Below are 22,268 nucleotides of genomic sequence, written 5' to 3'. Positions count from 1 at the left end.
CGCCGAGCGGGTCGGTCCTCGGTACCGGTCCTCGGTACCGGCAGGGTCGGTCCTCGGTACCGGTCCTCGGTACCGGCAGGGGCGGTCCTCGGTACCGGTCCTCGGTACCGGCAGGTCGGTCCTCGGTACCGGCCGTCGACAACCTGTCGCGGAAAGCGCCCGTCCGCAGACATGACGCCGATATCGCTTCCGCATCGCGGACATCTACGCTCACCGCATGACCCCTCAGACCGACCCCCGGGCCGGCGTCGCCGTGAAGGCCGCCGACCGCGCGCACGTCTTCCACTCCTGGTCCGCCCAGGAGCTCATCGACCCGCTCGCCGTGGCCGGCGCGGAGGGGTCGTACTTCTGGGACTACGACGGCAAGCGCTACCTCGACCTCACCAGCGGGCTCGTCTACACGAACATCGGCTACCAGCACCCGACGGTCGTCGCCGCGATCCAGGAGCAGGCCGCGCACCTGGCCACCTTCGCGCCCGCCTTCGCCGTCGAGGCCCGTTCCGAGGCCGCCCGGCTGATCGCCGGACGCACCCCCGGCGACCTGGACAAGATCTTCTTCACGAACGGCGGCGCCGACGCCGTCGAGCACGCCGTGCGCATGGCGCGGCTGCACACGGGCCGGGCGAAGGTGCTCTCGGCGTACCGCTCGTACCACGGCGGCACCCAGCAGGCCGTGAACATCACCGGCGACCCGCGCCGCTGGGCCTCCGACGGCGCCGCCGCCGGGGTCGTGCACTTCTGGGCGCCGTTCCTCTACCGCTCCCGCTTCTACGCGCAGACCGAGGACGAGGAGTGCGCCCGGGCGCTGGAGCACCTGGAGACGACCATCGCCTTCGAGGGGCCCGGGACGATCGCCGCGATCATCCTGGAGACCATCCCCGGAACCGCCGGGATCATGGTCCCGCCGCCCGGCTACCTGGCCGGCGTGCGGGAGCTCTGCGACCGGTACGGCATCGTCTTCATCCTGGACGAGGTCATGGCCGGCTTCGGCCGCACCGGTGAGTGGTTCGCCGCCGACCTGTTCGACGTCGTGCCCGACCTGCTGACCTTCGCCAAGGGCGTCAACAGCGGATACGTGCCGCTCGGCGGTGTCGCCATCTCGGGCGCCATCGCGGAGACCTTCGCCAGGCGGCCCTACCCGGGCGGTCTGACGTACTCCGGGCACCCGCTGGCCTGCGCGGCCGCCGTCGCGACGATCAACGTCATGGCGGAGGAGGGGATCGTCGAGCACGCGAAGCAACTGGGCGCCACCGTGGCCGGGCCGGGACTGCGCGAGCTCGCGCGGCGCCACCCGAGCGTCGGAGAAGTGCGGGGTGTCGGCATGTTCTGGGCCGTCGAGCTGGTGAAGAACCGCGAGACGCGCGAACCGCTGGTGCCGTACAACGCGACCGGTGAGGCGAACGCGCCGATGGCGGCCTTCGCCGCCGCGGCCAAGCAGGCCGGCGCGTGGCCGTTCGTCAACATGAACCGCACCCACTTCGTGCCGCCGTGCAACGCGAGCGAGTCCGAGGTGAAGGAGGGCCTGGCGGCGCTGGACGCGGCGCTGTCGGTGGCGGACGCGTACACGGAGTAGACCGCGGCCGGCGTGACCGGCGCCGGGCGGCACCCGAACACGGAGAGCGCCCGGCCCCGTCGAACGCGTAAGGTGGCGTGCTCGTAGATGAGTACGAGTGTGTGTGCGAGTACGACCGCCGGCCCGGCCGGCGGGACGACGGCCGGTCGGCCGCCGGTACGCGCATCCGCACCCGTGCGAGCGCGAGTGCCGGCGCGGTCCGCGCACGAGCACGCCACCGAACGTCCGCGACGAGGGAGACGCCCCGACCATGCCCGGCACCAGCGGCAGCGGCGCCGTGACCCGCAGCACCCTGCGGCAGCAGATCGCCGACGCGCTTCGCGACGAGGTGCTGGGGGGTCGGCTCCAGCCGGGCCAGGCGTTCACCGTGAAGGAGATCGCCGAGCAGTACGGCGTCTCCGCGACCCCGGTGCGCGAGGCCCTGGTCGACCTGTCGGCGCAGGGGCTGCTGGAGGCCGACCAGCACCGCGGTTTCCGCGTCCACGAGTACTCCGTCGAGGACTTCCGCGGCATGATCGAGGCGCGCAGCCTGATCACCGAGAGCATGTTCCTCGCCCTCGACCAGGACAGCCGGCGCCTCCGGGACGTGGAGGAGCCGCGGATCGCCGCCGCCGTCGCGGGCGTGCGCCGGCGCGGGGAGGAGGCCCAGCGGGCCGCCACCGCCGGTGACCTCACCGTCCTCATCGGCTACGACCTGCGGTTCTGGCGCGAGCTGAGCGCCCTGTTCGGCAACCCGTACCTCGCGGACTTCCTGCACCGGCTGCGGGTGCAGTCCTGGGTGTGCCTCGTGCAGCACCTGCGGCGGCTGACCGAGCTGCGCGGCCGCCTCTGGTCCGGCCACACCGAACTGGTCGACGCCCTGCACCGGCACGACACCGCCACCGCCCGCTCGATGCTCGAGGCCTACCACGCCCACTCGATCGCGCTGATCGAGCGGCCGGCGGCGGAAGCGGGATGAGCGCCCCTCCGGACGATCCTGGCCGTCCCGGTAGGTGAGCGGGCGGTGGGTGGGTAGGGGACCTGCACCCGGGAACGCACAAGGGGCGCCGTGGCGTGCCGCACCGACTACCCTTCGCAGACCGGGCAATGGCATGGCAGTGGCAATGGCACGGCAATGGCATGGCAGTGGCAATGGCAATGGCACGACGATCGCGCTAGGTGAGGAGCTCTCTTTGGCCTGTGACCTGTGGCTGGTACCGCTCGTCGACGTGTTGTGCCACACCCCCGACAACCCGTTCGCCGAGGAACTCGCGCAGTACAACAAGGTGCTCGCCGAGTCGGGACTCCCGCCCGTGCCGGTGTACCAGTACATGCCGGGCCTGTCCGGCGACGTCGCCCCCGTGGCCGGCTTCGACTACGACGCCCTGCACTTCCTGCGGCGCGCCTACCTGTTGCAGGTGTGCGGCCTCCCGGTCACCCCGGTCGACGAACTCGGCGGCGACTACGAGCAGCTCCTGGAGATGTTCGAGTCGACGGCCCAGCAGTCCCACCTGGTGTGGCACTACGACCACGCGGGCGCGTACGTCCCCGTCGACTTCCCGCATCCGCTCTCCAACGACGACCTCCTCGCCGGCGGCGGCCCGCTGGGCTCCTCGCAGGCCCTGCTGCGGGAGCTGGAGTACGTCGCCCCGTCGATCGGCATCGACCCGGCGAACCCCCCGGCGGCCCCCCAACCCCCCGCCGCCCCGACCGAGTTGGAGGAACCGGCCGGTCCCGCGCCGTACGACCCCAGCCCGTTCGCCCGCGAGCGGCACGTGTGGCTCGGGCTGCACGCCGCCGCGACGCGGAGCCTCGCGCAGGGGTCGATGATCGTGTTCAGCTGAGGCGCGGCGCCGTTCAGGACACGCCCGTCCGCCGGCTGCCCGCCTCCTCCGGCTCCTCCCACCCGTAGACCAGCTTCACGCCCCCCGCGACGAGCAGTACGGCGAGGCCGGGGACGAGCCACCAGGGAGTGCCGGACCACACGCCCAGGAGCCCGACGACGACACAGACGCTCGCGGTGATGATGAGCAGCCGCTTGCCGTAGGGCCGCCAGACGAACCGCTCGTGGCGGCCCGGCCGCAGCAGCCGCGCCGTGCCGAACACCAGCCCCAGGACGGCCAGGAGACCGGCGCCCGTGCCGAGGGCGGCCGCCATCTGGGGTTCGTCGCGCGGCTCGGCGGCGGTGCTCTGCCGGACGCCCCCCTTGCCGATCGTCATGACCGCGCCGCGCCAGACCGTGCCGATGACCCGGTCGCCCGGCCCGAGTTCCGCCAGCACGGGGCCCGGGTCGCCGAAGACCACGACGCCGTCCCAGAAGGGAGTGCCGGACAGGGCCGCCCGGAACTCGGGGTTCCTGCCCTCCTTCACTCTCGTGCCCTCGACGGTGAACGGGACCGTCCGCAGGCAGTCCTCGGAGCGCCGGGTCGCCGCGCGGTCGGGGCACGGCGCGGCCGCGGTGTACTCCCGGTAGAGATCCAGGTCGGTCGGCAGCCAGGTGGCGAACGCGAACCAGCAGGCCGCCGCCGAGACCAGGGACACCGCGATCAGCAGCGCCCCCTGGAACCGAGTCACGATCATCGTCCCGCCACCCCCGTCGCCACGGCTGCCGTTTCCGGCCGTCGCCCACAGGAGACGATCAACGGGGCGCAAGCGGTTTCACCCGGTGCCGGAACGGCCGGGGCCGGTCCGGGATGTCCCGGACCGGCCCCGGCCGGTGTGACGGTGTGCCGACCTGCCCACGTGTGTCGGCGTGCCGACGTGCCCGCGTGCCGGCGTGCGGTCTACAGGAACGAGTTGATCTCGATCGTCTCGTCCCGGCCCGGGCCCACGCCGATCGCGGAGATCGGGGCGCCGGACATCTCCTCCAGCGCCTTGACGTAGTTCTGGGCGTTCTTCGGCAGGTCGGAGAACGACTTCGCCTTGGTGATGTCCTCGGACCAGCCGGGGAGGGTCTCGTAGACCGGCTTCGCGTGGTGGAAGTCGGACTGGGAGTACGGGAGCTCCTCGACGCGCTTGCCGTCGATCTCGTACGCCACGCAGACCGGGATCTCCTCCCAGCCGGTGAGCACGTCCAGCTTGGTGAGGAAGAAGTCGGTGAGGCCGTTGACGCGGGTGGCGTAGCGGGCGATCACCGCGTCGAACCAGCCGCAGCGGCGGTCACGGCCGGTGGTGACACCGCGCTCGCCGCCGATGCGGCGCAGCGCCTCGCCGTCCGCGTCGAACAGCTCGGTCGGGAACGGGCCGGCGCCGACGCGGGTCGTGTACGCCTTGAGGATGCCGATGACGCGGCTGATCTTCGTCGGGCCGACGCCCGCGCCGGTGCAGGCGCCGCCGGCGGTCGGGTTGGAGGAGGTGACGAAGGGGTACGTGCCGTGGTCGATGTCGAGGAGGGTGCCCTGCCCGCCCTCGAAGAGGACGACCTTGTCGTCCTCCAGGGCCTGGTTGAGCACCAGGACCGTGTCGGCGACGTACGGCGCCAGCTTGTCGGCGTAGCCGAGCAGCTCCTCCACGACCTGGTCGACGGCGATCGCCCGGCGGTTGTAGAGCTTGGTGAGCAGCTGGTTCTTGACGTCGAGCGCCGCCTCGACCTTCTGCTGGAGGATCGACTCGTCGTACAGGTCCTGCACGCGGATGCCGACGCGGTTGATCTTGTCGGCGTAGGTCGGTCCGATGCCGCGGCCCGTGGTGCCGATCTTGCGCTTTCCGAGGAAGCGTTCCGTCACCTTGTCGACAGTGACGTTGTACGGCGTGATGATGTGCGCGTTGCCGCTGATCATGAGCTTCGACGTGTCGACGCCGCGCTCGTTCAGACCGCTCAGCTCGGAGAGCAGGACCGACGGGTCGACGACGACGCCGTTTCCGATGACGGGCGTACATCCGGGGGAGAGGATCCCGGAGGGGAGGAGGTGGAGTGCGTACTTCTGGTCGCCCACGACGACCGTGTGGCCGGCGTTGTTGCCGCCCTGGTAGCGCACTACGTAGTCCACCGAGCCACCGAGCAGGTCGGTGGCCTTCCCCTTGCCCTCGTCACCCCACTGAGCACCGAGCAGCACAAGTGCGGGCACGCGCGTACACCCCTTCCGGGTGGGGCATGTCCAGGGTCAGGGGCGTACGCGAAGGCGCTTACCACCGCGTGCACCGCGACCGTCGTTGGCCGCCGTGCGACCGTCACCGGTCGCACACCGTCGGACCCGGATGCCCCGGAATAGACGAAGCCCCTGGCGCAATAGCGCAAGGGGCTCTTGCACAAAGATGCTACCCGAGGAAGCGAGGCAGGACCGAGGTGGCGACTTTCGCGACGCCGGACCAGCTGCTGGTGATCATCGATCCGGTCGCCCGGACGACGGACGGAGAGTCCGTGAGAATCGCGAAAGACGTGCTCAGCGCGGGTGCGGCGGCGAAAGTGTGCCTTCCGGAGGGGCCGGAGGAATTTGCCCGCATGCTGGACCGCCGGGGCTCCCGCAGGCCGGTGGTCATCGGTGACGACCGCGCCCTGAGCCGGGCGGTGGCCCTGCTGCACCGCCGGCGGGAGCTCGCCGACTGCGTGCTGTCGGTGGTGCCGGTGGGCAGCTCCCTGGGCGTCGCGCACGCCCTGGGGGTGCCCACGGGGGCCGTGGCGGCGGCGCGGGCGGTCCTCGAAGGGGCCGAGCGGCGGCTGGACCTGCTGGTCGACGACAGCGACGGGGTGGTGCTGGGGGCGCTGCGGATCCCGCCGGTGCCGCTGGCCCCGCGGGACGCGCCGGACGGTGCGGCCGCCCCGGGCGGGGCGCACGCGCACCCCTGGCTGCGGACCTGCCAGCACCTGGTACGGACCCTGGTGCCGGCGCGGCCCGCCCGGACCGCGTCCGCCGCTCCCCCGCCCGGCCCGGCCCGGCTGCGGGTCGAGGTCGACGGCGTGACCCTGGTCGACCTGGACCAGCCGGTCGAGGAGGTCGCGGTGACCCCCGACGCCACCGGCGCGGCGACGGTCGAGGTGCGCCCGCTGTCCCTGGGCGCCGAGGCGTCGCCGCTGGAGGCCCGGGGGCGGACGGTGACCGTCTCGGGCGCGGACTTCCGCTACCGGGCGGACGCGTCGGTCGTGGGCCCGGTCCGCAGGAGGACGTGGACGGTGCGGGAGGGCGCGCTGGGGCTGGTGCTGCCGGGGCGGTGAGGGGGCGCGGCACGGCCGGAGCGCCGGGCGGTCCTTCACCCAGCCCGGTCCTGGCCCTGACGGGTCTGGCCGCGGGACTGGTGGCGGCCGGCGCCGCCGCGCTGCACCGACGGGACCTGACAACGTGAGGCGGCTCAGCCGAACCCCGACGGCGTGAGGCAGCTCAGCCGACCGTCACGCTCAGCCCCTCCAGCCCCCTGATCACGAAGTTCGGCTTGCGCGACGGCTCCGCCGCCGGGGTCAGCGCCGGGGCCCTCTCCAGGAGGGCCCGCATCGAGGCGGCCAGTTCGATGCGGGCCAGGGGGGCGCCGATGCAGTAGTGGATGCCCGCGCTGAAGGAGATGTGCGGGTTCTCCGCCCGGGTCAGGTCCAGGCGGTCCGGGTCGGCGAAGACCGACGGGTCGTGGTTGGCGGAGCCGAACAGCATCGCGATCTCCGCGCCCCGCGGGATCGTCGTGCCGTCGATCTCGATGTCGTCGAGGACCCAGCGTTCGAAGAGCTGGAGCGGGGTGTCGTAGCGCATCAGCTCCTCCACGGCGGAGGGCACCAGGGAGTGGTCCGCGCGCAGGGCCGCCAGCTGGTCCGGGTTGCGGAACAGCGCCCACCAGCCGTTGACCGTGGCGTTCACGGTCGCCTCGTGGCCGGCGTTCAGCAGGAGCACGGCCGTCGAGATCATCTCCTGCTCGGTGAGCCGGTCGCCCTCGTCGTGGGCGGCGATCAGGCCCGAGATCAGGTCCTCGCCGGGCTCCTTGCGGCGGGCCGCGATCAGCTCCCGCAGGTACGCGGAGAACTCGACCGAGGCCCGCACCGCCCGGCGGGCCGTCTCCTCCGACGGACCCAGCTCGTACATCCCGCAGATCTCCGCCGACCAGGGCCTCAGCGGGGCCCGCTCCGACGCCGGGATCCCCAGCATCTCGGCGATCACCGCCACCGGCAGCGGTTCGGCGACGTCCGTCAGCAGGTCCCCGCCGCCGGCCGCCACCAGCCCGTCCACCAGCTCACCGGCCAGCCGCTCCACGTACGGTTTCAGCCGCTCGACCGTGCGCGGGGTGAACGCCTTCGACACCAGGCGCCGGATGCGGGTGTGGTCCGGCGGCTCCAGGTCGAGCATCCCGTGGTCGTTGAGCGTGTGGAACGGCTCGTGCTCGGCCGGGGGCGCCGTCCGCCCGAAGTCCTCGTGCGTGAACCGGTGCTGGTAGGTCCGCCCCAGCCGCCGGTCGCGCAGCAGCGCCGAGACGTCCGCGTGGTGCGGCACCAGCCACTGGTCGGTGGGCTCGTACCGGATCACCCGGCCCCGCTCCCGCAGCTCGGCGTAGGCCGGGTACGGGTCGGCCACGAACGCCGGGTCCCAGGGATCGAAGCGAAGGTCGTCGACTGCTGCCATGGCCGGACGCTACCCGTCGGCGGCACCGCTGACCAGGGGGGCCAGGGGGCAGGGGGCAGGGGCCAGAGCGCGGGGGCCAGGGGCCAGAGAGCAAGGACCAGGGGGCAGGGGGTCAGGGGCGTCTCCCCCCGGCATCGTCACCAGCCGCGCCGCGTATGCGAACACCGCCCCCGCACACCGCCCCCGCACGCCTCACCACGCCAGCTGCGCGATCTCCTCCGCCACCACCGCGCACGCGTCCGCCACCGGGTCGATCAGCGGGAAGTGCCCGACGTCCTCCAGCAGCGTCACGCCCACCACCTCCCCCGCCCTCGCCGCCGCCTCCGCGTAGGACTCGGCGACCGCCTGCGGGACGACCAGGTCGGTGCGGCCCTGCACCAGGGTGGTGGCGATGCCGGTCGGCAGCAGCAGCGCGGGGTCGGCGTACGGCTGTCGCTCGGCGACGTGCTCGTCCCCGCCCAGGAACTGCCGGCACGCGCCCCCGCAGACGCCCAGCTTCCCGGCGACCTCGAAGTCCGCGATCGGGGCGAGCGCGACGACGCCGCGCAGCGGGGCGGGGCCGCCGGTGCGCCAGGGCGCGTCGGCGGGCAGCACGTGCCGGGCCGCGGCCCACAGGGCGAGGTGGCCGCCCGCGGAGTGGCCGGTGAGCACCGTGCGGCGCGGGTCGGCCTGCGGCAGGGCCCGGCGTACGAGGGCGGGGAGGGCGTCCAGCGCGGCGGCGACGTCGTCGAAGGTGTCGGGCCAGCGGCCCGCGACCGGCGCCTTCGCCCCCGGGGCCTCGCCCGCCGCGCCCCGCCGGTACTCCACGTTGGCCACGGCGAACCCCCGCCGTGCCAGGAAGCCGGCGAACGGCGTGATGTGCCGCCGGTCGTACGGCGCCCGCCACGCGCCGCCGTGCAGGACGACGACCAGCGGGGCGGTGCCGCCGGGGGCGCCCGCCCCGGCCGTGGCCCGCGGCGCGTAGAAGTCGATCACCTGGTCGGGGTGGTCGCCGTAGGCGGCGGTGGTGTCGGGGTCGACCGCCGGGTGCGAGAAGGCCGACTCCTCTTCGGCGGCGGCCCGGGCTGCGACGACGTCGTCCGGCATGCTCCAACCTCTCAGCAACGTAACGTAATTGGACGGGACGGATGTGGCGGACCAGGTGGGGATTCGGCCGTTGGCGGGGACGGTATCAGGCCGGTGACGTGCGCGGACACGGGGATGTCACGCTCGGTGAGGGATCACGGGTTCTGACGTTCCGTCACGCCGATCAGCGGGGCGCGAAGGAGGCCGACATGTCCGGCGAACCCGGCACGGCAGGCCCTGGAGGGCGCACGGCGGGGATCCGTACGGCGGTGCCGCGGGCGGCCGGGAACGTCCCGCGCGGAGAGACGCGGAGACGTGCGGAGGCGCGCGGAGACGTGCGGAGAGGCGTTCGGCCGTCTCCGGGCAGTCCCCGGGTGTACCGGCAGCGCGTACCGGCAGCGCGTACCGGCACCGGGGCCCGTGACGGGCCGGTCGCCGCCCTCCCCGCCGACCTGGCGGAGGACGGAGACAGGACGGCGACGGCGCCGCCGTGCGCGGGGCGGCGGGACCGGTGCCCGGCGCTCCACCGGCCCCCGCCGCGGGCCGGCCCGCGGGGGGCCGCCGGGGCGCCGCGGGGGGGGGCGGGGGGGGGGGGGCCCCCCCCGGGCCCCCCCCCCCCCCGGCCCCCCCCCCCCGGGGGGGGGGCCGGCCCCCCCCCCCCCCCCCCCCCCCCCCCCCCCCCCCCCCCCCCCCCCGGGGCCCCCCCCCCCCCCCGCGGCGGGGTGCGCCGGTGCGGGGCGTCCGCACCCGGTGACCGCCCGCCGCGCGGACCCCCGTCCGCGCTAGCCGGCCCTCACCACCGCCCCGAGCACCCGCGCCGCCCGCTCCACGTCCGCGAAGCCCACGTACAGCGGGGCGAAGCCGAAGCGGAGGACGTCCGGGTGGCGGAAGTCGCCGACGACACCCCGGTCGATCAGGCGCTTCATGACGTCGCCGGCGTCGTCGCAGCGCAGCGCCACCTGGCTGCCGCGTTCCTCGTGGGCGACCGGCGTCACGGACTCCACGCGCCCGGCGGGGAGGTAGGCCGCCACGCACTCCAGGAAGAAGTCCGTCAGCGCGAGGGACTTGGCGCGGACGGCCTCGATCGACACGTCCCGCCAGACGTCGAGCGCCGCCTCCAGCGCGAGCATCGACAGGATGTCGGGCGTCCCGACCCGCCCGCGCGCGGCGCCCGGGGCGGGCTCGTACCCGGAGTGCATGCCGAAGGGCTCCGCGTGGGAGGTCCAGCCCGGCAGCGGGGAGTCGAAGCGGTCCTGGAGACCGCGCCGGACGTAGAGGTACGCCGGTGAACCCGGCCCGCCGTTCAGGTACTTGTAGGTGCAGCCGACCGCGAGGTCCACGCCGTGCTCGTCGAGGCCGACCGGCAGGGCGCCCGCGCTGTGGCACAGGTCCCAGACGGCGATCGCGCCCGCCGCGCGCACGGCGGCGGTCAGCCCCGGCAGGTCGTGCAGCCGGCCGGTGCGGTAGTCGACGTGGTTCAGCAGCACCGCGGCCGTACGGTCCGACAGCGCCGCCGGCACCTCCGCCGGGGTCACCGGCCGCAGGGTGCGTCCGGTGAGCCGGGCCGCCGACCCGGCGATGTACCCGTCGGTCGGGAAGGTCGTCGCGTCGACGAGGATCTCGTCGCGGCGGTCGTCCACGAGACGCACGGCGCCCACGAGCGCCTTGAAGACGTTGACGCTCGTCGAGTCCCCGACCACGATCTGCCCGGCCGCCGCCCCCACCAGCGGGGCGATCCGGTCGCCGATCCGCTCCGGCGCCGTCCACCAGCCGCTCTCCTCCCAGGAGCGGATGCGCAGCTCCCCCCACTGGCGGCGTACGACGTCCTCGACGCGGCCGGGGACGGACACCGGCAGGGCGCCCAGGGAGTTGCCGTCGAGGTAGACGACCGGGTCGCCCGGCTCCGGGCCGGACGCGGGGTCGAGGAGGAACTCGGCGCGCTGGGCGGCCAGCTCGTCACCGGCGTCCAGCTCGCTCGCCCTGAGGGTCAGGTCAGACATGGGACCTCGCCGTCCACAGCTCGGGGAACACGTTCTTGCGCGCGCGCTTCTCCAGCCAGGCCACTCCGGCCGAGCCGCCCGTGCCGGTCTTCGCGCCCATCGCGCGGCGGGTGGCGACGAGGTGGTCGTTGCGCCAGCGCCACACCAGCTCGGCGACATCGGTCAGCGCCTCGCCGAGGCGGGCCAGCTCGTCGCTCTCGTCGCCCGCGTAGAGCGCGGTCCACACCGCCTCCACCTCCGGCGACGGCTCGTACCGCAGCGCGACGTCGCGCCGCAGGACGGAGTCCGGGACCGCGTGCCCGCGGCGGGCCAGCAGCCGCAGCACCTCGTCGTACAGACTCGGCTCGTGCAGCGCCTTCTCCAGTTCGGCGTGGACGCGGGGCGCGCCCCGGTGCGGGACCAGCATCGACGCGGACTTCTCGCCGAGCAGGAACTCCATCCGCCGGTACATCGCCGACTGGAAGCCGGACCCCTCGCCGAGGGCGGAGCGGTACGCGTTGAACTGGGCGGGGGTGAGCTGGGCGAGCGGCCGCCAGGAGGCGTTCAGCGCCTCCAGCTCCCGTACGGAACGTTTCAGCGCGGCGGTCGCCACCGGCACCCGGTCCTGGCGCAGGGCCTGCGCCGCCGTCTCCCACTCGTGGACGATGACGGTGAACCACAGCTCCATCACCTGGGTCGTGACCAGGAAGACCATCTCTCCGGGGTCGTCGGAGAGGGTGTGCTGGAGGTGGGTGAGCACGTCCGCCTTGACGTAGTCCTCGTACGGCGTCGTGCCCTCGAAGTCGAGATGCGGGGTCTCGGGCTCGTGCGGTTCCTGAGCCTCATGGGACATCGCTGTCTCCTGTTGTGTACTCCGGGTAGCGGTCCGCCCCTGCCGTTACCGACACGGGGGCCCCGGTCCCCACGGGCATCCTCCGTATCGTCCCCCGAAAGCGCAAGGCCCGCCCGGTCACACCGGGCGGGCCCTACGACGGCCCGGCCCACGTCAGGTGGGCCGAGCCGTCGGCATCACACGCCTAGCCCAGCGTCTGGGCCGCCGTCGGCGAGGAGTCCTTCAGGAACTGCGAGCAGCGCTCGTACTCCTCCTGCTCGCCGATCGCCTGCGCGGCCCGGGCGAGGGCGTGCAGGGCGCGCAGGAAGCCGCGGTTCGGCTCGTGCTCCCAGGGGACGGGGCCGTGGCCCTTCCAGCCGTTGCGGCGCAGGGCGTCCAGGCCGCGGTGGTAGCCCGTACGGGCGTACGCGTACGACTCGACCACGCTGCCCCGCTCGAACGCGTCGTCGGCGAGCTGGGCCCAGGCGAGGGAGGAGGTGGGGTGCCCGGCGGCGACGTCGGCGGGCGCCGTGCCGGCGGCGAGGAGCTCACGGGGCTCCGGGTCGTCGGGGAGGTGCGTCGGGGGCGGGCCCCCGAGGAGGTTCTCGTGAATGGACATGGGTCCAGTCTGGCCGATCGGCTCACCGCCCCGCCTCCAACGGCGGTGCCGTCACGCTGCCGTGACACCGGCACTCCGGCCGCCGGCAGTCCGGCCCCGGCCGCCGCACCGTCGCGAACGCCACCCCGGCGCCCACCACGAGCACGGCCGCACACACCGCCATCGCCCGCCGGAACGCCCCCTCGAAGGCCTCCGCGGAGCGGTACGCCTCCGGGCCCATCCCCGTGAGCAGGGGCAGCGCGGCCACGGCGACCAGGCCGGCCGCGCGGGCGGCCGCGTTGTTGACGCCGCTGGCCAGACCCGCGCGGCTGTCGTCCACCGAGGCCAGGACGGTCGCCGTGAGCGGGGCGACCAGGGTGACCATGCCGAGGCCGAGGACCAGCACGGCGGGCAGGACGTCCACCGCGTAGGAGGCGCCGGGGCCCACCCGGAGCATCAGCAGCATGCCCGCGGCGCACAGCAGCGGCCCCGCGGTGAGCGGGATGCGCGGGCCGATCCGGTCGGCGAGCGCGCCGGAGCGCGCCGACAGCAGCAGCATCAGCGCGGTCGTCGGCAGCAGTGCCGTACCGGCGCCGACGGCGGAGTAGCCGGCCACGGTCTGGAGCTGGAGCGCGGAGAGGAAGAAGAACCCGCCGAAGGCCGCGTACACGCACAGGGTGACCAGGTTGACCGCCGTGAACCGGCGGGAGGCGAAGACGTCCAGCGGCAGCATCGGGTCCGCGCCGCGCCGTTCGACCCGGACGAAGGCCGCCCCGGCGGCGACCCCGGCCACCGCCGCGACGGCGACGGCCGGCGTCCCCGTGCCCGCCTCGATCAGCGCGTACGTCACCAGCCCGAGCGACAGCGCGGCCAGGACGGCGCCGGGCACGTCGAAACGGCCGTGGGCGCGCCGGCCGCGCGACTCGGGGACGTGGCGCAGGGCCACCGGGACGCACAGCAGGGCCAGGGGGACGTTCAGCCAGAAGACCCACCGCCAGCCGGGCCCGTCCACCAGCCAGCCGCCCAGGAACGGCCCCACGGCCGCCCCGACGCCCCCGAAGCCGGACCACAGGCCGACGGCCCGCCCCCGGTCGTCGGGGTGGAAGGAGGCCTGGATGAGGGCGAGCGAGCCGGGGGTGAGGAGGGCGCCGCCGACGCCCTGCAACGCCCGTGCCGCGACCAGGACGGCCGCGTTCGGCGCGAGACCGCACAGGAGGGAGGCGGCGGCGAACCACACCACGCCGGCCACGAACACCTTCCGGCGGCCGGCGCGGTCGCCGAGCGAGCCGGCCGGCAGGATCAGACCGGCCAGCGTGACCATGTACGCGGTGACCGTCCACTGGAGGGCGGCCAGGTCGGCGTCGAGGTCACGGCCGATGCTCGGCAGGGCGACGTTGACGACGGTCGAGTCCAGCATGGCCATGCTGGAGCCGAGGACCGTGGTGAGCAGGATCCACGTGCCCTGGGGCGAGGCCAGCCGGACGTCGGGCATGGCCCCAGGTATACAGCGAGCCCGGTGCCGGGGCACCGGGCTCGTCCGCCATCAGCCGTACGAGGACCTACTTGATCTTCGTACCGGCCGACCGCAGGTTCTGCGTCGCCTCGACGACCCGGGCGGCCATGCCGGCCTCGGCCAGCTTGCCCCAGGTCCGCGGGTCGTAGGTCTTCTTGGAGCCGACCTCGCCGTCGACCTTGAGGACGCCGTCGTAGTTCTTGAGGATGTGGTCGGCGACCGGACGGGTGAAGGCGTACTGGGTGTCCGTGTCGATGTTCATCTTGACGACGCCGTTCTCCAGCGCGGTCGCGATCTCCTCCTCCGTGGAACCGGAGCCGCCGTGGAAGACGAAGTCGAACGGCTGCGAGCCGGCCGGCTGCCCGAACTTGGCGGCGACGCCCTCGTTCAGCTCCTTCAGCAGGTCGGGACGGAGGACGACGTTGCCCGGCTTGTACACGCCGTGGACGTTGCCGAAGGACGCGGCGAGCAGGTAGCGGCCCTTCTCCCCGAGGCCGAGCGCCTCCGCCGTGCGGATCGCGTCCTCGACCGTGGTGTACAGGGAGTCGTTGATCTCGTGCGAGACGCCGTCCTCCTCGCCACCGGTCGGGGTGATCTCGACCTCGAGGATGATCTTCGCGGCGCGGGCCTTCTCCAGCAGCTCCTGCCCGATGGCCAGGTTGTCGGCCAGGGTCTCGGCGGAGCCGTCCCACATGTGGGACTGGAACAGCGGGCCGAGACCGGCCTCGACGCGCTTGCGGGAGATCTCCAGCAGCGGACGCACGTACCCGTCGAGCTTGTCCTTCGGGCAGTGGTCGGTGTGCAGGGCGACCGTGACCGGGTACTTCTCGGCGACGATGTGCGCGAACTCGGCGAGGGCGACCGCGCCCGTCACCATGTCCTTGCTGTACTGGCCGCCCAGGAACTCGGCGCCGCCGGTCGAGATCTGGATGATGCCGTCGCTCTCCGCCTCCGCGAAGCCGCGCAGAGCCGCGTGCAGGGTCTGGGTCGAGGTGACGTTGATGGCCGGGTAGGCGAACTTGCCTGCCTTCGCCCGGTCGAGCATCTCGGTGTAGACCTCGGGGGTTGCGATGGGCATTCGTCCGCTCCTTGGGTGTGCGGGTTGGCGTTCAGCTGCTTACGGCCCTGACCTAGACCTTGGGTGCGACGTCATCGTCGTGCCCATCTTTCCAGACATGCGCGGTCGGTCCACGCGCCGGTCAAGTCCAGGTCGAAGTCGGTCGTCAGTCCAGACCCAGTTCATCCTTCGAGAAGGCGAACAGGTACGGCACCCCCGCGCCCTCCTGGATCTTCTCGGCGGCACCGGTCGCCCGGTCCACGATGGTCGCGACGGCCACGACCTCGGCACCCGCCTCGCGCACGGCCTCCACGGCGGCCAGCGGCGAACCGCCGGTGGTGGAGGTGTCCTCCACCACCAGGACCCGGCGGCCCTCGATGTCCGGCCCCTCCACGCGCCGCTGGAGCCCGTGCGCCTTGGCCGCCTTGCGCACCACGAAGGCGTCCAGCCGGCGGCCGCGCGCCGCGGCGGCGTGCAGCATGGCCGCGGCGACCGGGTCGGCGCCCATGGTCAGCCCGCCCACGGCGTCGAACTCCAGCTCGGCGGTCAGGTCCAGCAGCACCTCGCCGACCAGCGGGGCGGCCACCCCGTCGAGGGTGATGCGGCGCAGGTCGACGTAGTAGTCGGCCTCCAGGCCCGACGACAGGGTCACCTTGCCGTGCACCACGGCCTTGTCCTTGATCTGCTCCAGCAGCGCGCCACGTACGTCACTCATACGGCCAGCTTAGAGCCGCGTACGGCCGGCTCAGAGACGGGTCCAGCGCCAGGTGGTGGTGGCCTCCAGCGGCTCCAGCGGCGTCACCAGGCGCGGGTGGGTGTTCAGGCCGTCGGGCGGGCCGGTCTGCGGCTCCACGCACACGGCGGCCTCCTGCTCGTCGTAGACGACGACCCACCGCTCCGGGCTGGTCACCTCCAGCCGGAGCCGCTCCGGCCAGGTGAGGGTGACGTGGACGCCGTCCGGCATGCCGAAGCAGTCGTCCCAGGGGCCCGGCTCGGGGTCGATCCGGCGGCCGGTCGGCAGGTGGTCGTCGCCGCGCTCCTCCTGCCAGGCCGGGGCGAAGTCGACCCGCACCCGCTCGCCGTCCGCGCCGTCCGCGCCGTCGAGGGTGCGGTTGAACCAGGGATGCCAGCCGATCTGCGCCGGGAACGACGAGCCGTACGTCTCCACCGCCATGGTCAGCGTCAGCGCGTCCTCGGCGAGCGCGACCACCTGGGTGACCCGCCCGGGGTAGGGCCAGGGCTCCACCAGGTCGTACGTCAGGACCGCCTCGTCGGCCGACCTGCGGGCGACCCGCCAGGCGCCGTCGCGGACGGTGCCGTGGATGGCGTGCGGCGGGGAGTTGAGCGGCATCTGGTGGACGGTCGCGCCGTCCCGGAACCGGCCGTCCCGGATCCGCCCGCACCAGGGCACCATCGGGAAGCAACCGAAGCGCTCCCCCTGCCGCAGCAGTTCCGCACCGCCGACGCGCAGCCCTCCGACCCGTCCGCCGTTGCCGGGCTGCACGGTCACCTCCGCGTCACCCGCGGTCAGCGTGATGTCTTCGTCGCTCACGGGACGACCCTATCGAGACGATCAACCGTGCGTCGGCCTCACCGGCGGCGGCGCAGCGCCCTGCCGACCACGATCGCCGACGCCACCACCAGCGCGGCGGCCGGGCCCGCCCAGCGCAGGGTGCTGTTCGGGGTGACGGTCTGCGCGGCCGGGACGGGCGCGTACCGGCCGCGGGGCGGGGCGTGGTCGACCTCCTCGGCACTGCGCCCGATCATCGTCCGGCGGGCGTGCGCGGCCTCGGCGGGGGGTTCGGAGGAGGGGGGGAGGCCGCCCAGACCGTCCACCTCGTCGGCTTCGTCCACCTCGTCGGCTTCGTCCTCTTCGCCGAGGCCGTCGATGTCGTCGAGTCCGTCGATGTCGTCCAGGTCGCTGATGCCGTCGGTGCCGTCGCTGTCTTCGGTGTCGTCCAGGTCGCCGCCGTCGTCCACGGCATCGGCCCCGCCGTCGATGTCGTCGGCCAGGTCCGATCGGGGGATGCCGGTGTCGGGGACGGCCAGGGACTCGTCGGCGGGGAGCGGCCGCTCGGGCTCGGGCGCGGCCCCGGCGTCCGTAGCCTCGGCTGCGGCTCCGGCACCGGCTCCCAGGTTCTCCGCGAAGCGGTTCAGCAGGCGTACGACCGCGCCGTCCACCGCCTCGCCGGGCTCCTGGGCGATCCGGCCGTCCGCGGAGGCGGTGCCCTGGAAGCCGAGCGTGGTGCCGTCCTCGGACGCCCCGAGCCGCACGGTGAGCGCGAACTCGACCGTGCCCGTGCCGCGCGCCTCGCTCGCGTCGCCCTCCACGGCGTGGGTGCCGTCCTCCCGGGCGGTGACGCGCAGGGTGCCCCGGTAGGTGATCGTGTGGCCGCCGACGCGCACCTTCAGCCGGCCCGCGACGGGCTCGCTCCCGGCGTCCTGCTGGAGTCCGGGGACCGCCCGGGCCACCTGCGCGGGATCGGCGAGGGCCGCCCGCAACCGCTCGACGGGAACCGGAACGAACACCTCATGCTCCATGGAAGCGGAGCCTACCCACGGCGTGCGGAAAAGCACCCGCTGAAACCATGATTCGCACCGCCCCCGCGCCCGCCTCGCGTACCCTCCCGCCCCCGCCGGCGCACCCGCCGCACATACCCTCCCGCTCCCCGCCGTGCCCGCGTCCGCCGTCAGTACCGCGGGTGCACCAGCGTGGAGGCGCGCACGCCCGGTACCGGCCGCCCCGGCGGCCGCTCGTCGTGGTGCGGGCGCAACGGCGGTGGGGCCGCGGTGCCGGCCAGGACGAAGCCCCAGTCGCGGGGGGCGCGGGAGGTGTCCTCGGTGCGGTCGGGGCCGGTGGTGACGCCGGTGTCACGGCTGTCGACCCGGTAGGGGGTGGTGTGCAGGCCCGCCGCGCGCAGGGTCGTCTCGACCGTCCAGAAGACGCGGCGGCGGGAGGCGACCGGCCCGGCGTGGACGACGAGGCGGCCGCCGGGGCGCAGGACGCGGCGGGCCAGGCCGTAGAACTCCTGGGAGTACAGCTTGGTGCTGGCCGTGATGCCGGGGTCGGGGAGGTCGGCGACCACCACGTCGTAGCGGGCGGCCGGGGTGTCGCGCAGGCGGCGGAAGGCGTCGCCGACGGTGACGTGGACGCGCGGGTCGGCGTAGGCGTGGCCGTTGAGGCGGGACAGGGGCGGGTCGGTGCGGGCCAGGCGGATCAGGCCCGGGTCGAGCTCGACGACGTCGACGCGGTGGACGCCGGGGTGGGTGAGCACCTCGCGGGCGGCCAGGCCGTCGCCGCCGCCGAGGATCAGCACGCGGGCGTGCGGGCCGTCCATCGCGGGGTGGACCAGGGACCGGTGGTAGCGGCGCTCGTCCCGGCCGTCGACGCGGAGCCGGCCGTCGAGGTAGAGGCCGAGGGGGCGGCCCCGGGTGCCGCCGGTGAGGACGACCTCCTGGACGCCCGTGTCCACGGCGACGCGGACGTCGTCGCCGTAGAGGGCGTGGCGGGCGGCGTGTTCGAAGTCGTCGACGAGGACGGCGGCGGAGCCGAGGACGCCGAGCACGCCGACGGTGGCGGTCAGCAGCAGCCAGCGGGTCCGGACGGTGAGGTCGCGCCGGAACAGGCCCAGCACCAGGGCGCCGCCGGCGACGACGTTGACCGCCCCGGTCAGCAGGGAGCTGGTCAGCTGGCCGAGGAACGGCAGCAGCAGGAAGGGGAAGGCCAGCCCTCCGACGAGCGCGCCGACGTAGTCCGCGGCGAACAGGTCGGCGACGGCGCCGCCCGCGTCCTGGCGGCGGATGCGCTGGATCAGCTCCATCAGCAGCGGGACCTCGGCGCCGATCAGCAGGCCGATGGCGAGGGAGAAGGCGACCAGCAGGATCCGGGGGCCGTTCTCCCACAGGCCGCCCCAGTCGCCCGTCCAGGCGAACACCGCGTACAGCGCGGGCGCGCTGCATCCGCCGACCAGGGCGAGGGTGACCTCGACGGCGGCGAAACCGGCCGCGGCGAGGGGGCGCAGCCGCTTGGCGGCGAGGGAGCCGATGCCCATCGCGAAGACCATCACGGACAGCACGACGGAGGCCTGGGTGACCGAGTCGCCCATCAAGTAGGAGGCCAGGGCGACCAGTTCGAGTTCGTACACCAGACCGCAGGCCGCGCAGACGAAGACGCACGCGAGGACCAGGAACCGTCCGGTGTCCGGCCGGACGGGGAGCCGCGCGGGGCCGCGCCAGGGGGGTGGGGCTCCGGGCGGGGCGGGGGCGTGCGGCTCGATCACGACTGCGACGTTACGTCACGGGTGCGGTACGCAACGTCACCCACACGTGTGGAACCCGGGATGTCCGGCCCGCCGCGGGTTTAGGGCCGCCACGGTGGTCGCCGGGTCAGGGACCGGCACGGCGGTCGCCGCTCCGCCGGTGGCTCCGGGCCCCGCCGCATCCGCCCCCGCCGTGTCCGCCCGGGCGCCCCGGCCTCACGCTCCCCGGGAGAGGGCCCCCGCGGAGGTCCCGGGCCGGCCGGCCGGCGCCCGGCGGACGCCCACTCTCGTCCTGGTCGCCACCAACTGCCCGTCCTGCGGGTACGCGTGCCACGTGCGCCAGTGCACATGCCCCTCGTGGCGCTGGGCGAGGAGGGCGGTGAAGGCGTGGGGGCTGCCGGGGAAGACACCGGCGAGACCGTGCGGGTGCTCGGCGACGAGGGCCAGCAACTCCTGGGCGCGTGCGGCGAACTGGCCGGGCGTGAGGACCTCGACGCGGGCGGCGAACTCGTACTCCCACTCGCCCAGCCGCTTGGCCACGCCGAGCGGGAGCGGGGTGCTGCTGCCGGGGATGCACGCGACCGTCTCGGAGCACGACCCCCGTTCCTCCTCCAGCAGCACCTGGTGCGACGCGCCGAGCAGCCGCAACTGGAGCTTGGCTCCGGACAGTTCGAGGTCGAGGGTGGCCAGGGCGGGCAGCGGTTCACGCCCCAGGGCCCAGGCGAGGTCGGCCGCGCACGTGTCGGTGTAGGAGGTGTTCAGGGTCGTGAGCATGACTCGGCTCCGCTAGAACGCAAAGGAGAGGGAAGGGTCCCGCGCGCCCCGGCCGACACCGGGGGATCGGCCCCGGTCGGCCCGGTCCGGGGAGGGCGTCCGCGCGGGACGTCCGAGGGGTCCGAGGGGCTGCGTTGGTGACTTAGAGGGAATCATGAACGGTGGCGCCGCCACAGCGTTTTTACCCAACTTCGTGACGTTTCCATCCCTCAGAGGGCTCCTCAGCTCAACTGTTCCACCACGGCGTACGCCGTGCGGCTCACGTGCACCTCCACGCGCCCCGCCGCCGGACCGGACAGGCCGCGGGGCGCCCTGTCCGGGGGCGCCCCGCGGTCCGGATGCGGCTCCCCCGCGGGGAGCTCGGCTGCCCCGTGTCAGCCGCCTCCGCCACCGCATCCGCCGCCCCCGCCTCCGCAGGACGAACCGCCTCCGCAGGACGATCCGCCGCCGCAGGAGTGCCCGCCGCCGTGGCCACCGGAGTGGCCGGAGTGCCCGCCCGAACGCCCGCCGGAGTCACCGGAGTCGCTCCCCGAGGACGAGGACGCTCCGATGTCACCGCCGAGCACCCACCAGCTGCTCGCGCTGTCCGCGCTGTGGTTGCCGCCGGACCCGCGCGAGCCGGCGGAGCCGCGCGAGCGGCCGGCGCGGCCCCTCCGCGCGGACCGCGCGGTGCGGCGGGGGCGCGCGAGGTCGACGATCGCGCACACGCCGGCCACCACGACAGCGATTCCGAGCACCGCCAGGATGATGCCGATGACCATGGCGTCACCCTCCTTCCCTGTCCCCCGAAGCGGCCCCCCGTGGGCGCCTCGCGCACCGGTCGAGCGGTGCGTGATCGGGGGATGCCCGCCCCTCTCACCGGCCAAAGCACACTTGAGGAAGTCCAGAGCTTCGACGCAGGATGACCCTTATGACCTCCACCGCACGCCCCTTCCTCAACCGCCGCCTCGCCGCTTTCGGGACGACGATCTTCGCCGAGATGTCCGCCCTGGCGGTGCGGACCGGAGCCATCAACCTGGGGCAGGGCTTCCCCGACACGGACGGCCCGGAGGAGATCCGGGAGGCCGCCGTACGGGCGCTGCGGGACGGGCGCGGCAACCAGTACCCGCCGGGGCCGGGCGTCCCCGAGCTGCGGACGGCGGTCGCGGAGCACCAGCGCCGCCGCTACGGCCTGACCTTCGACCCGGACACGGAGGTGCTGGTCACCGCGGGTGCCACGGAGGCGATCGCGGCGTCCCTGCTGGCGCTGCTGGAGCCGGGCGACGAGGTGGTCGCCCTGGAGCCGTACTACGACTCCTACGCGGCCTGCATCGCGATGGCGGGCGGGACGCGCGTGCCGGTGACGCTGCGGCCGGACCCCGAGGGGGCCCGGTTCCGGCTCGACCTGGACGGGCTGCGCGACGCGGTCACCGACCGCACCCGGCTGCTGCTGGTCAACACCCCGCACAACCCGACCGGCACGGTCCTCAGCCGCGCGGAGCTGACCGCGATCGCGGACCTGGCGGTGGAGCGGGACCTGCTGGTCGTCACCGACGAGGTGTACGAGCACCTGGTCTTCGACGGGGCGGAGCACGTGCCGCTGGCGTCCCTGCCGGGGATGCGGGAGCGGACGGTCACCATCGGCAGCGCCGGCAAGACCTTCTCGTTCACCGGCTGGAAGGTCGGCTGGGTGACGGGGGCGCCCGCGCTGGTGACGGCGGTGCGGTCGGCCAAGCAGTTCCTGACGTACGTGGCGTCCGGCCCGTTCCAGTACGCGGTCGCCGAGGCGCTCGCCCTGCCCGACGGCTACTTCGATTCCTTCCGCGCGGACCTGCTGGCCAAGCGGGACCTGCTGTCGGCCGGGCTGGCGGACGCGGGCTTCGCGGTGTTCCGGCCGGCCGGCACGTACTTCGTCACCGCGGACATCCGGCCCCTCGGCGAGAGCGACGGCGTCGCGTTCTGCCGGGCGCTGCCGGAGCGGGCGGGCGTGGTGGCCGTCCCGAACGCCGTGTTCTACGACCACCGCGAGGCGGGCGCGCCGTTCGTGCGGTTCGCCTTCTGCAAGCAGACGCACGTGCTGGAGGAGGCGGTGCGGCGCCTGAAGGCGTTGGCGGGCTAGGGCCT

The 22,268-nt window shown here is 74.2% G+C and carries 20 protein-coding genes; 5 read left to right on the top strand and 15 right to left on the bottom strand.

Annotation, left to right across the window (positions count from 1 at the left end):
* Positions 1-217 precede the first annotated feature (217 nt).
* The 3 genes from ACZ3KJ_RS07885 (at position 218) to ACZ3KJ_RS07875 (ending at position 3,396) form a co-directional block, all read left to right on the top strand.
* Positions 218-1,573, top strand: a complete 1,356-nt coding sequence (locus ACZ3KJ_RS07885) for an aminotransferase class III-fold pyridoxal phosphate-dependent enzyme (protein ID WP_467525470.1) — start codon at positions 218-220, stop codon at positions 1,571-1,573.
* 250 nt (positions 1,574-1,823) lie between these two features.
* A complete protein-coding gene (locus tag ACZ3KJ_RS07880; protein ID WP_467525468.1) occupies positions 1,824-2,531 on the top strand; it encodes a GntR family transcriptional regulator in 708 nt (235 codons plus the stop codon).
* 214 nt (positions 2,532-2,745) lie between these two features.
* Complete coding sequence (locus tag ACZ3KJ_RS07875) at positions 2,746-3,396, top strand: hypothetical protein (protein ID WP_467525466.1); 651 nt, start codon at positions 2,746-2,748, stop codon at positions 3,394-3,396.
* 13 nt (positions 3,397-3,409) lie between these two features.
* Here ACZ3KJ_RS07875 and ACZ3KJ_RS07870 read toward each other — a convergent pair whose 3' ends face one another.
* Positions 3,410-4,132 (bottom strand): hypothetical protein, encoded by a 723-nt coding sequence (locus ACZ3KJ_RS07870; protein WP_467525464.1) that lies wholly within the window; start codon positions 4,130-4,132, stop codon positions 3,410-3,412.
* Between the two features lie 203 nt (positions 4,133-4,335).
* Complete coding sequence (locus tag ACZ3KJ_RS07865; RefSeq protein WP_389519310.1) at positions 4,336-5,619, bottom strand: adenylosuccinate synthase; 1,284 nt, start codon at positions 5,617-5,619, stop codon at positions 4,336-4,338.
* Positions 5,620-5,837: 218 nt separating this feature from the next.
* Here ACZ3KJ_RS07865 and ACZ3KJ_RS07860 point away from each other — a divergent pair, with 218 nt between their 5' ends.
* Positions 5,838-6,704, top strand: a complete 867-nt coding sequence (locus ACZ3KJ_RS07860) for a diacylglycerol kinase family protein (protein WP_467525462.1) — start codon at positions 5,838-5,840, stop codon at positions 6,702-6,704.
* Positions 6,705-6,867: 163 nt separating this feature from the next.
* Here ACZ3KJ_RS07860 and ACZ3KJ_RS07855 read toward each other — a convergent pair whose 3' ends face one another.
* From ACZ3KJ_RS07855 to ACZ3KJ_RS07795, 13 genes are all read right to left on the bottom strand, one after another.
* On the bottom strand, positions 6,868-8,088 hold the full coding sequence (locus ACZ3KJ_RS07855; RefSeq protein WP_467525461.1) for a cytochrome P450: 1,221 nt from the start codon (positions 8,086-8,088) through the stop codon (positions 6,868-6,870).
* Between the two features lie 192 nt (positions 8,089-8,280).
* Positions 8,281-9,174 (bottom strand): alpha/beta hydrolase, encoded by an 894-nt coding sequence (locus tag ACZ3KJ_RS07850; protein WP_467525459.1) that lies wholly within the window; start codon positions 9,172-9,174, stop codon positions 8,281-8,283.
* Positions 9,175-9,935: 761 nt separating this feature from the next.
* The gene (gene kynU, locus ACZ3KJ_RS07845) at positions 9,936-11,153 is read right to left on the bottom strand and encodes a kynureninase (protein WP_467525458.1); all 1,218 of its coding nucleotides are present in this window, start codon (positions 11,151-11,153) and stop codon (positions 9,936-9,938) included.
* Complete coding sequence (locus tag ACZ3KJ_RS07840; RefSeq protein WP_467525456.1) at positions 11,146-11,985, bottom strand: tryptophan 2,3-dioxygenase family protein; 840 nt, start codon at positions 11,983-11,985, stop codon at positions 11,146-11,148. The genes kynU and ACZ3KJ_RS07840 overlap by 8 nt, the downstream gene beginning before the upstream one ends.
* 184 nt (positions 11,986-12,169) lie before the next feature.
* Positions 12,170-12,583 (bottom strand): DUF3151 domain-containing protein, encoded by a 414-nt coding sequence (locus ACZ3KJ_RS07835; protein ID WP_467525454.1) that lies wholly within the window; start codon positions 12,581-12,583, stop codon positions 12,170-12,172.
* Positions 12,584-12,605: 22 nt separating this feature from the next.
* Positions 12,606-14,054, bottom strand: a complete 1,449-nt coding sequence (locus tag ACZ3KJ_RS07830) for an MFS transporter (RefSeq protein ID WP_467525452.1) — start codon at positions 14,052-14,054, stop codon at positions 12,606-12,608.
* Between the two features lie 67 nt (positions 14,055-14,121).
* A complete protein-coding gene (gene fbaA / locus ACZ3KJ_RS07825; RefSeq protein ID WP_389519296.1) occupies positions 14,122-15,153 on the bottom strand; it encodes a class II fructose-bisphosphate aldolase in 1,032 nt (343 codons plus the stop codon).
* Between the two features lie 145 nt (positions 15,154-15,298).
* Positions 15,299-15,847 (bottom strand): orotate phosphoribosyltransferase, encoded by a 549-nt coding sequence (pyrE, locus tag ACZ3KJ_RS07820; RefSeq protein WP_467525450.1) that lies wholly within the window; start codon positions 15,845-15,847, stop codon positions 15,299-15,301.
* A gap of 30 nt (positions 15,848-15,877) precedes the next feature.
* On the bottom strand, positions 15,878-16,684 hold the full coding sequence (locus ACZ3KJ_RS07815) for an aldose epimerase family protein (RefSeq protein ID WP_467525448.1): 807 nt from the start codon (positions 16,682-16,684) through the stop codon (positions 15,878-15,880).
* 38 nt (positions 16,685-16,722) lie between these two features.
* Positions 16,723-17,673: an SRPBCC domain-containing protein gene (locus ACZ3KJ_RS07810; RefSeq protein WP_467525447.1), complete on the bottom strand. Its 951-nt coding sequence runs from the start codon at positions 17,671-17,673 to the stop codon at positions 16,723-16,725.
* A 149-nt stretch (positions 17,674-17,822) separates the two neighbouring features.
* Positions 17,823-19,412, bottom strand: a complete 1,590-nt coding sequence (locus ACZ3KJ_RS07805) for a polyamine aminopropyltransferase (RefSeq protein ID WP_467525446.1) — start codon at positions 19,410-19,412, stop codon at positions 17,823-17,825.
* A 195-nt stretch (positions 19,413-19,607) separates the two neighbouring features.
* Positions 19,608-20,165, bottom strand: a complete 558-nt coding sequence (locus ACZ3KJ_RS07800; RefSeq protein ID WP_467525444.1) for a DUF2617 family protein — start codon at positions 20,163-20,165, stop codon at positions 19,608-19,610.
* 374 nt (positions 20,166-20,539) lie between these two features.
* Positions 20,540-20,926, bottom strand: a complete 387-nt coding sequence (locus ACZ3KJ_RS07795; RefSeq protein WP_467525442.1) for a hypothetical protein — start codon at positions 20,924-20,926, stop codon at positions 20,540-20,542.
* A gap of 140 nt (positions 20,927-21,066) precedes the next feature.
* On the opposite strand from ACZ3KJ_RS07795, the gene ACZ3KJ_RS07790 reads away from it, so the two are divergent.
* Complete coding sequence (locus tag ACZ3KJ_RS07790; RefSeq protein ID WP_467525440.1) at positions 21,067-22,263, top strand: pyridoxal phosphate-dependent aminotransferase; 1,197 nt, start codon at positions 21,067-21,069, stop codon at positions 22,261-22,263.
* The last annotated feature ends 5 nt before the right edge of the window (positions 22,264-22,268 follow it).

Source organism: Streptomyces sp. NPDC003248 (assembly GCF_055563235.1).
This window is presented reverse-complemented; position numbering and strand designations above follow the sequence as displayed.

What these genes read in the sequence shown, in the direction of transcription:
- ACZ3KJ_RS07880 (WP_467525468.1), top strand. Translation starts at nt 1,824, where the DNA reads ATGCCCGGCACCAGCGGCAGCGGCGCCGTGACCCGCAGCACCCTGCGG.
- ACZ3KJ_RS07870 (WP_467525464.1), bottom strand. Translation starts at nt 4,132, where the DNA reads ATGATCGTGACTCGGTTCCAGGGGGCGCTGCTGATCGCGGTGTCCCTG.
- ACZ3KJ_RS07885 (WP_467525470.1), top strand. Translation starts at nt 218, where the DNA reads ATGACCCCTCAGACCGACCCCCGGGCCGGCGTCGCCGTGAAGGCCGCC.
- ACZ3KJ_RS07855 (WP_467525461.1), bottom strand. Translation starts at nt 8,088, where the DNA reads ATGGCAGCAGTCGACGACCTTCGCTTCGATCCCTGGGACCCGGCGTTC.
- ACZ3KJ_RS07810 (WP_467525447.1), bottom strand. Translation starts at nt 17,673, where the DNA reads ATGGAGCATGAGGTGTTCGTTCCGGTTCCCGTCGAGCGGTTGCGGGCG.
- ACZ3KJ_RS07795 (WP_467525442.1), bottom strand. Translation starts at nt 20,926, where the DNA reads ATGGTCATCGGCATCATCCTGGCGGTGCTCGGAATCGCTGTCGTGGTG.
- ACZ3KJ_RS07835 (WP_467525454.1), bottom strand. Translation starts at nt 12,583, where the DNA reads ATGTCCATTCACGAGAACCTCCTCGGGGGCCCGCCCCCGACGCACCTC.
- kynU (WP_467525458.1), bottom strand. Translation starts at nt 11,153, where the DNA reads ATGTCTGACCTGACCCTCAGGGCGAGCGAGCTGGACGCCGGTGACGAG.
- ACZ3KJ_RS07800 (WP_467525444.1), bottom strand. Translation starts at nt 20,165, where the DNA reads ATGCTCACGACCCTGAACACCTCCTACACCGACACGTGCGCGGCCGAC.
- ACZ3KJ_RS07790 (WP_467525440.1), top strand. Translation starts at nt 21,067, where the DNA reads ATGACCCTTATGACCTCCACCGCACGCCCCTTCCTCAACCGCCGCCTC.
- ACZ3KJ_RS07850 (WP_467525459.1), bottom strand. Translation starts at nt 9,174, where the DNA reads ATGCCGGACGACGTCGTCGCAGCCCGGGCCGCCGCCGAAGAGGAGTCG.
- ACZ3KJ_RS07830 (WP_467525452.1), bottom strand. Translation starts at nt 14,054, where the DNA reads ATGCCCGACGTCCGGCTGGCCTCGCCCCAGGGCACGTGGATCCTGCTC.
- pyrE (WP_467525450.1), bottom strand. Translation starts at nt 15,847, where the DNA reads ATGAGTGACGTACGTGGCGCGCTGCTGGAGCAGATCAAGGACAAGGCC.
- fbaA (WP_389519296.1), bottom strand. Translation starts at nt 15,153, where the DNA reads ATGCCCATCGCAACCCCCGAGGTCTACACCGAGATGCTCGACCGGGCG.
- ACZ3KJ_RS07840 (WP_467525456.1), bottom strand. Translation starts at nt 11,985, where the DNA reads ATGTCCCATGAGGCTCAGGAACCGCACGAGCCCGAGACCCCGCATCTC.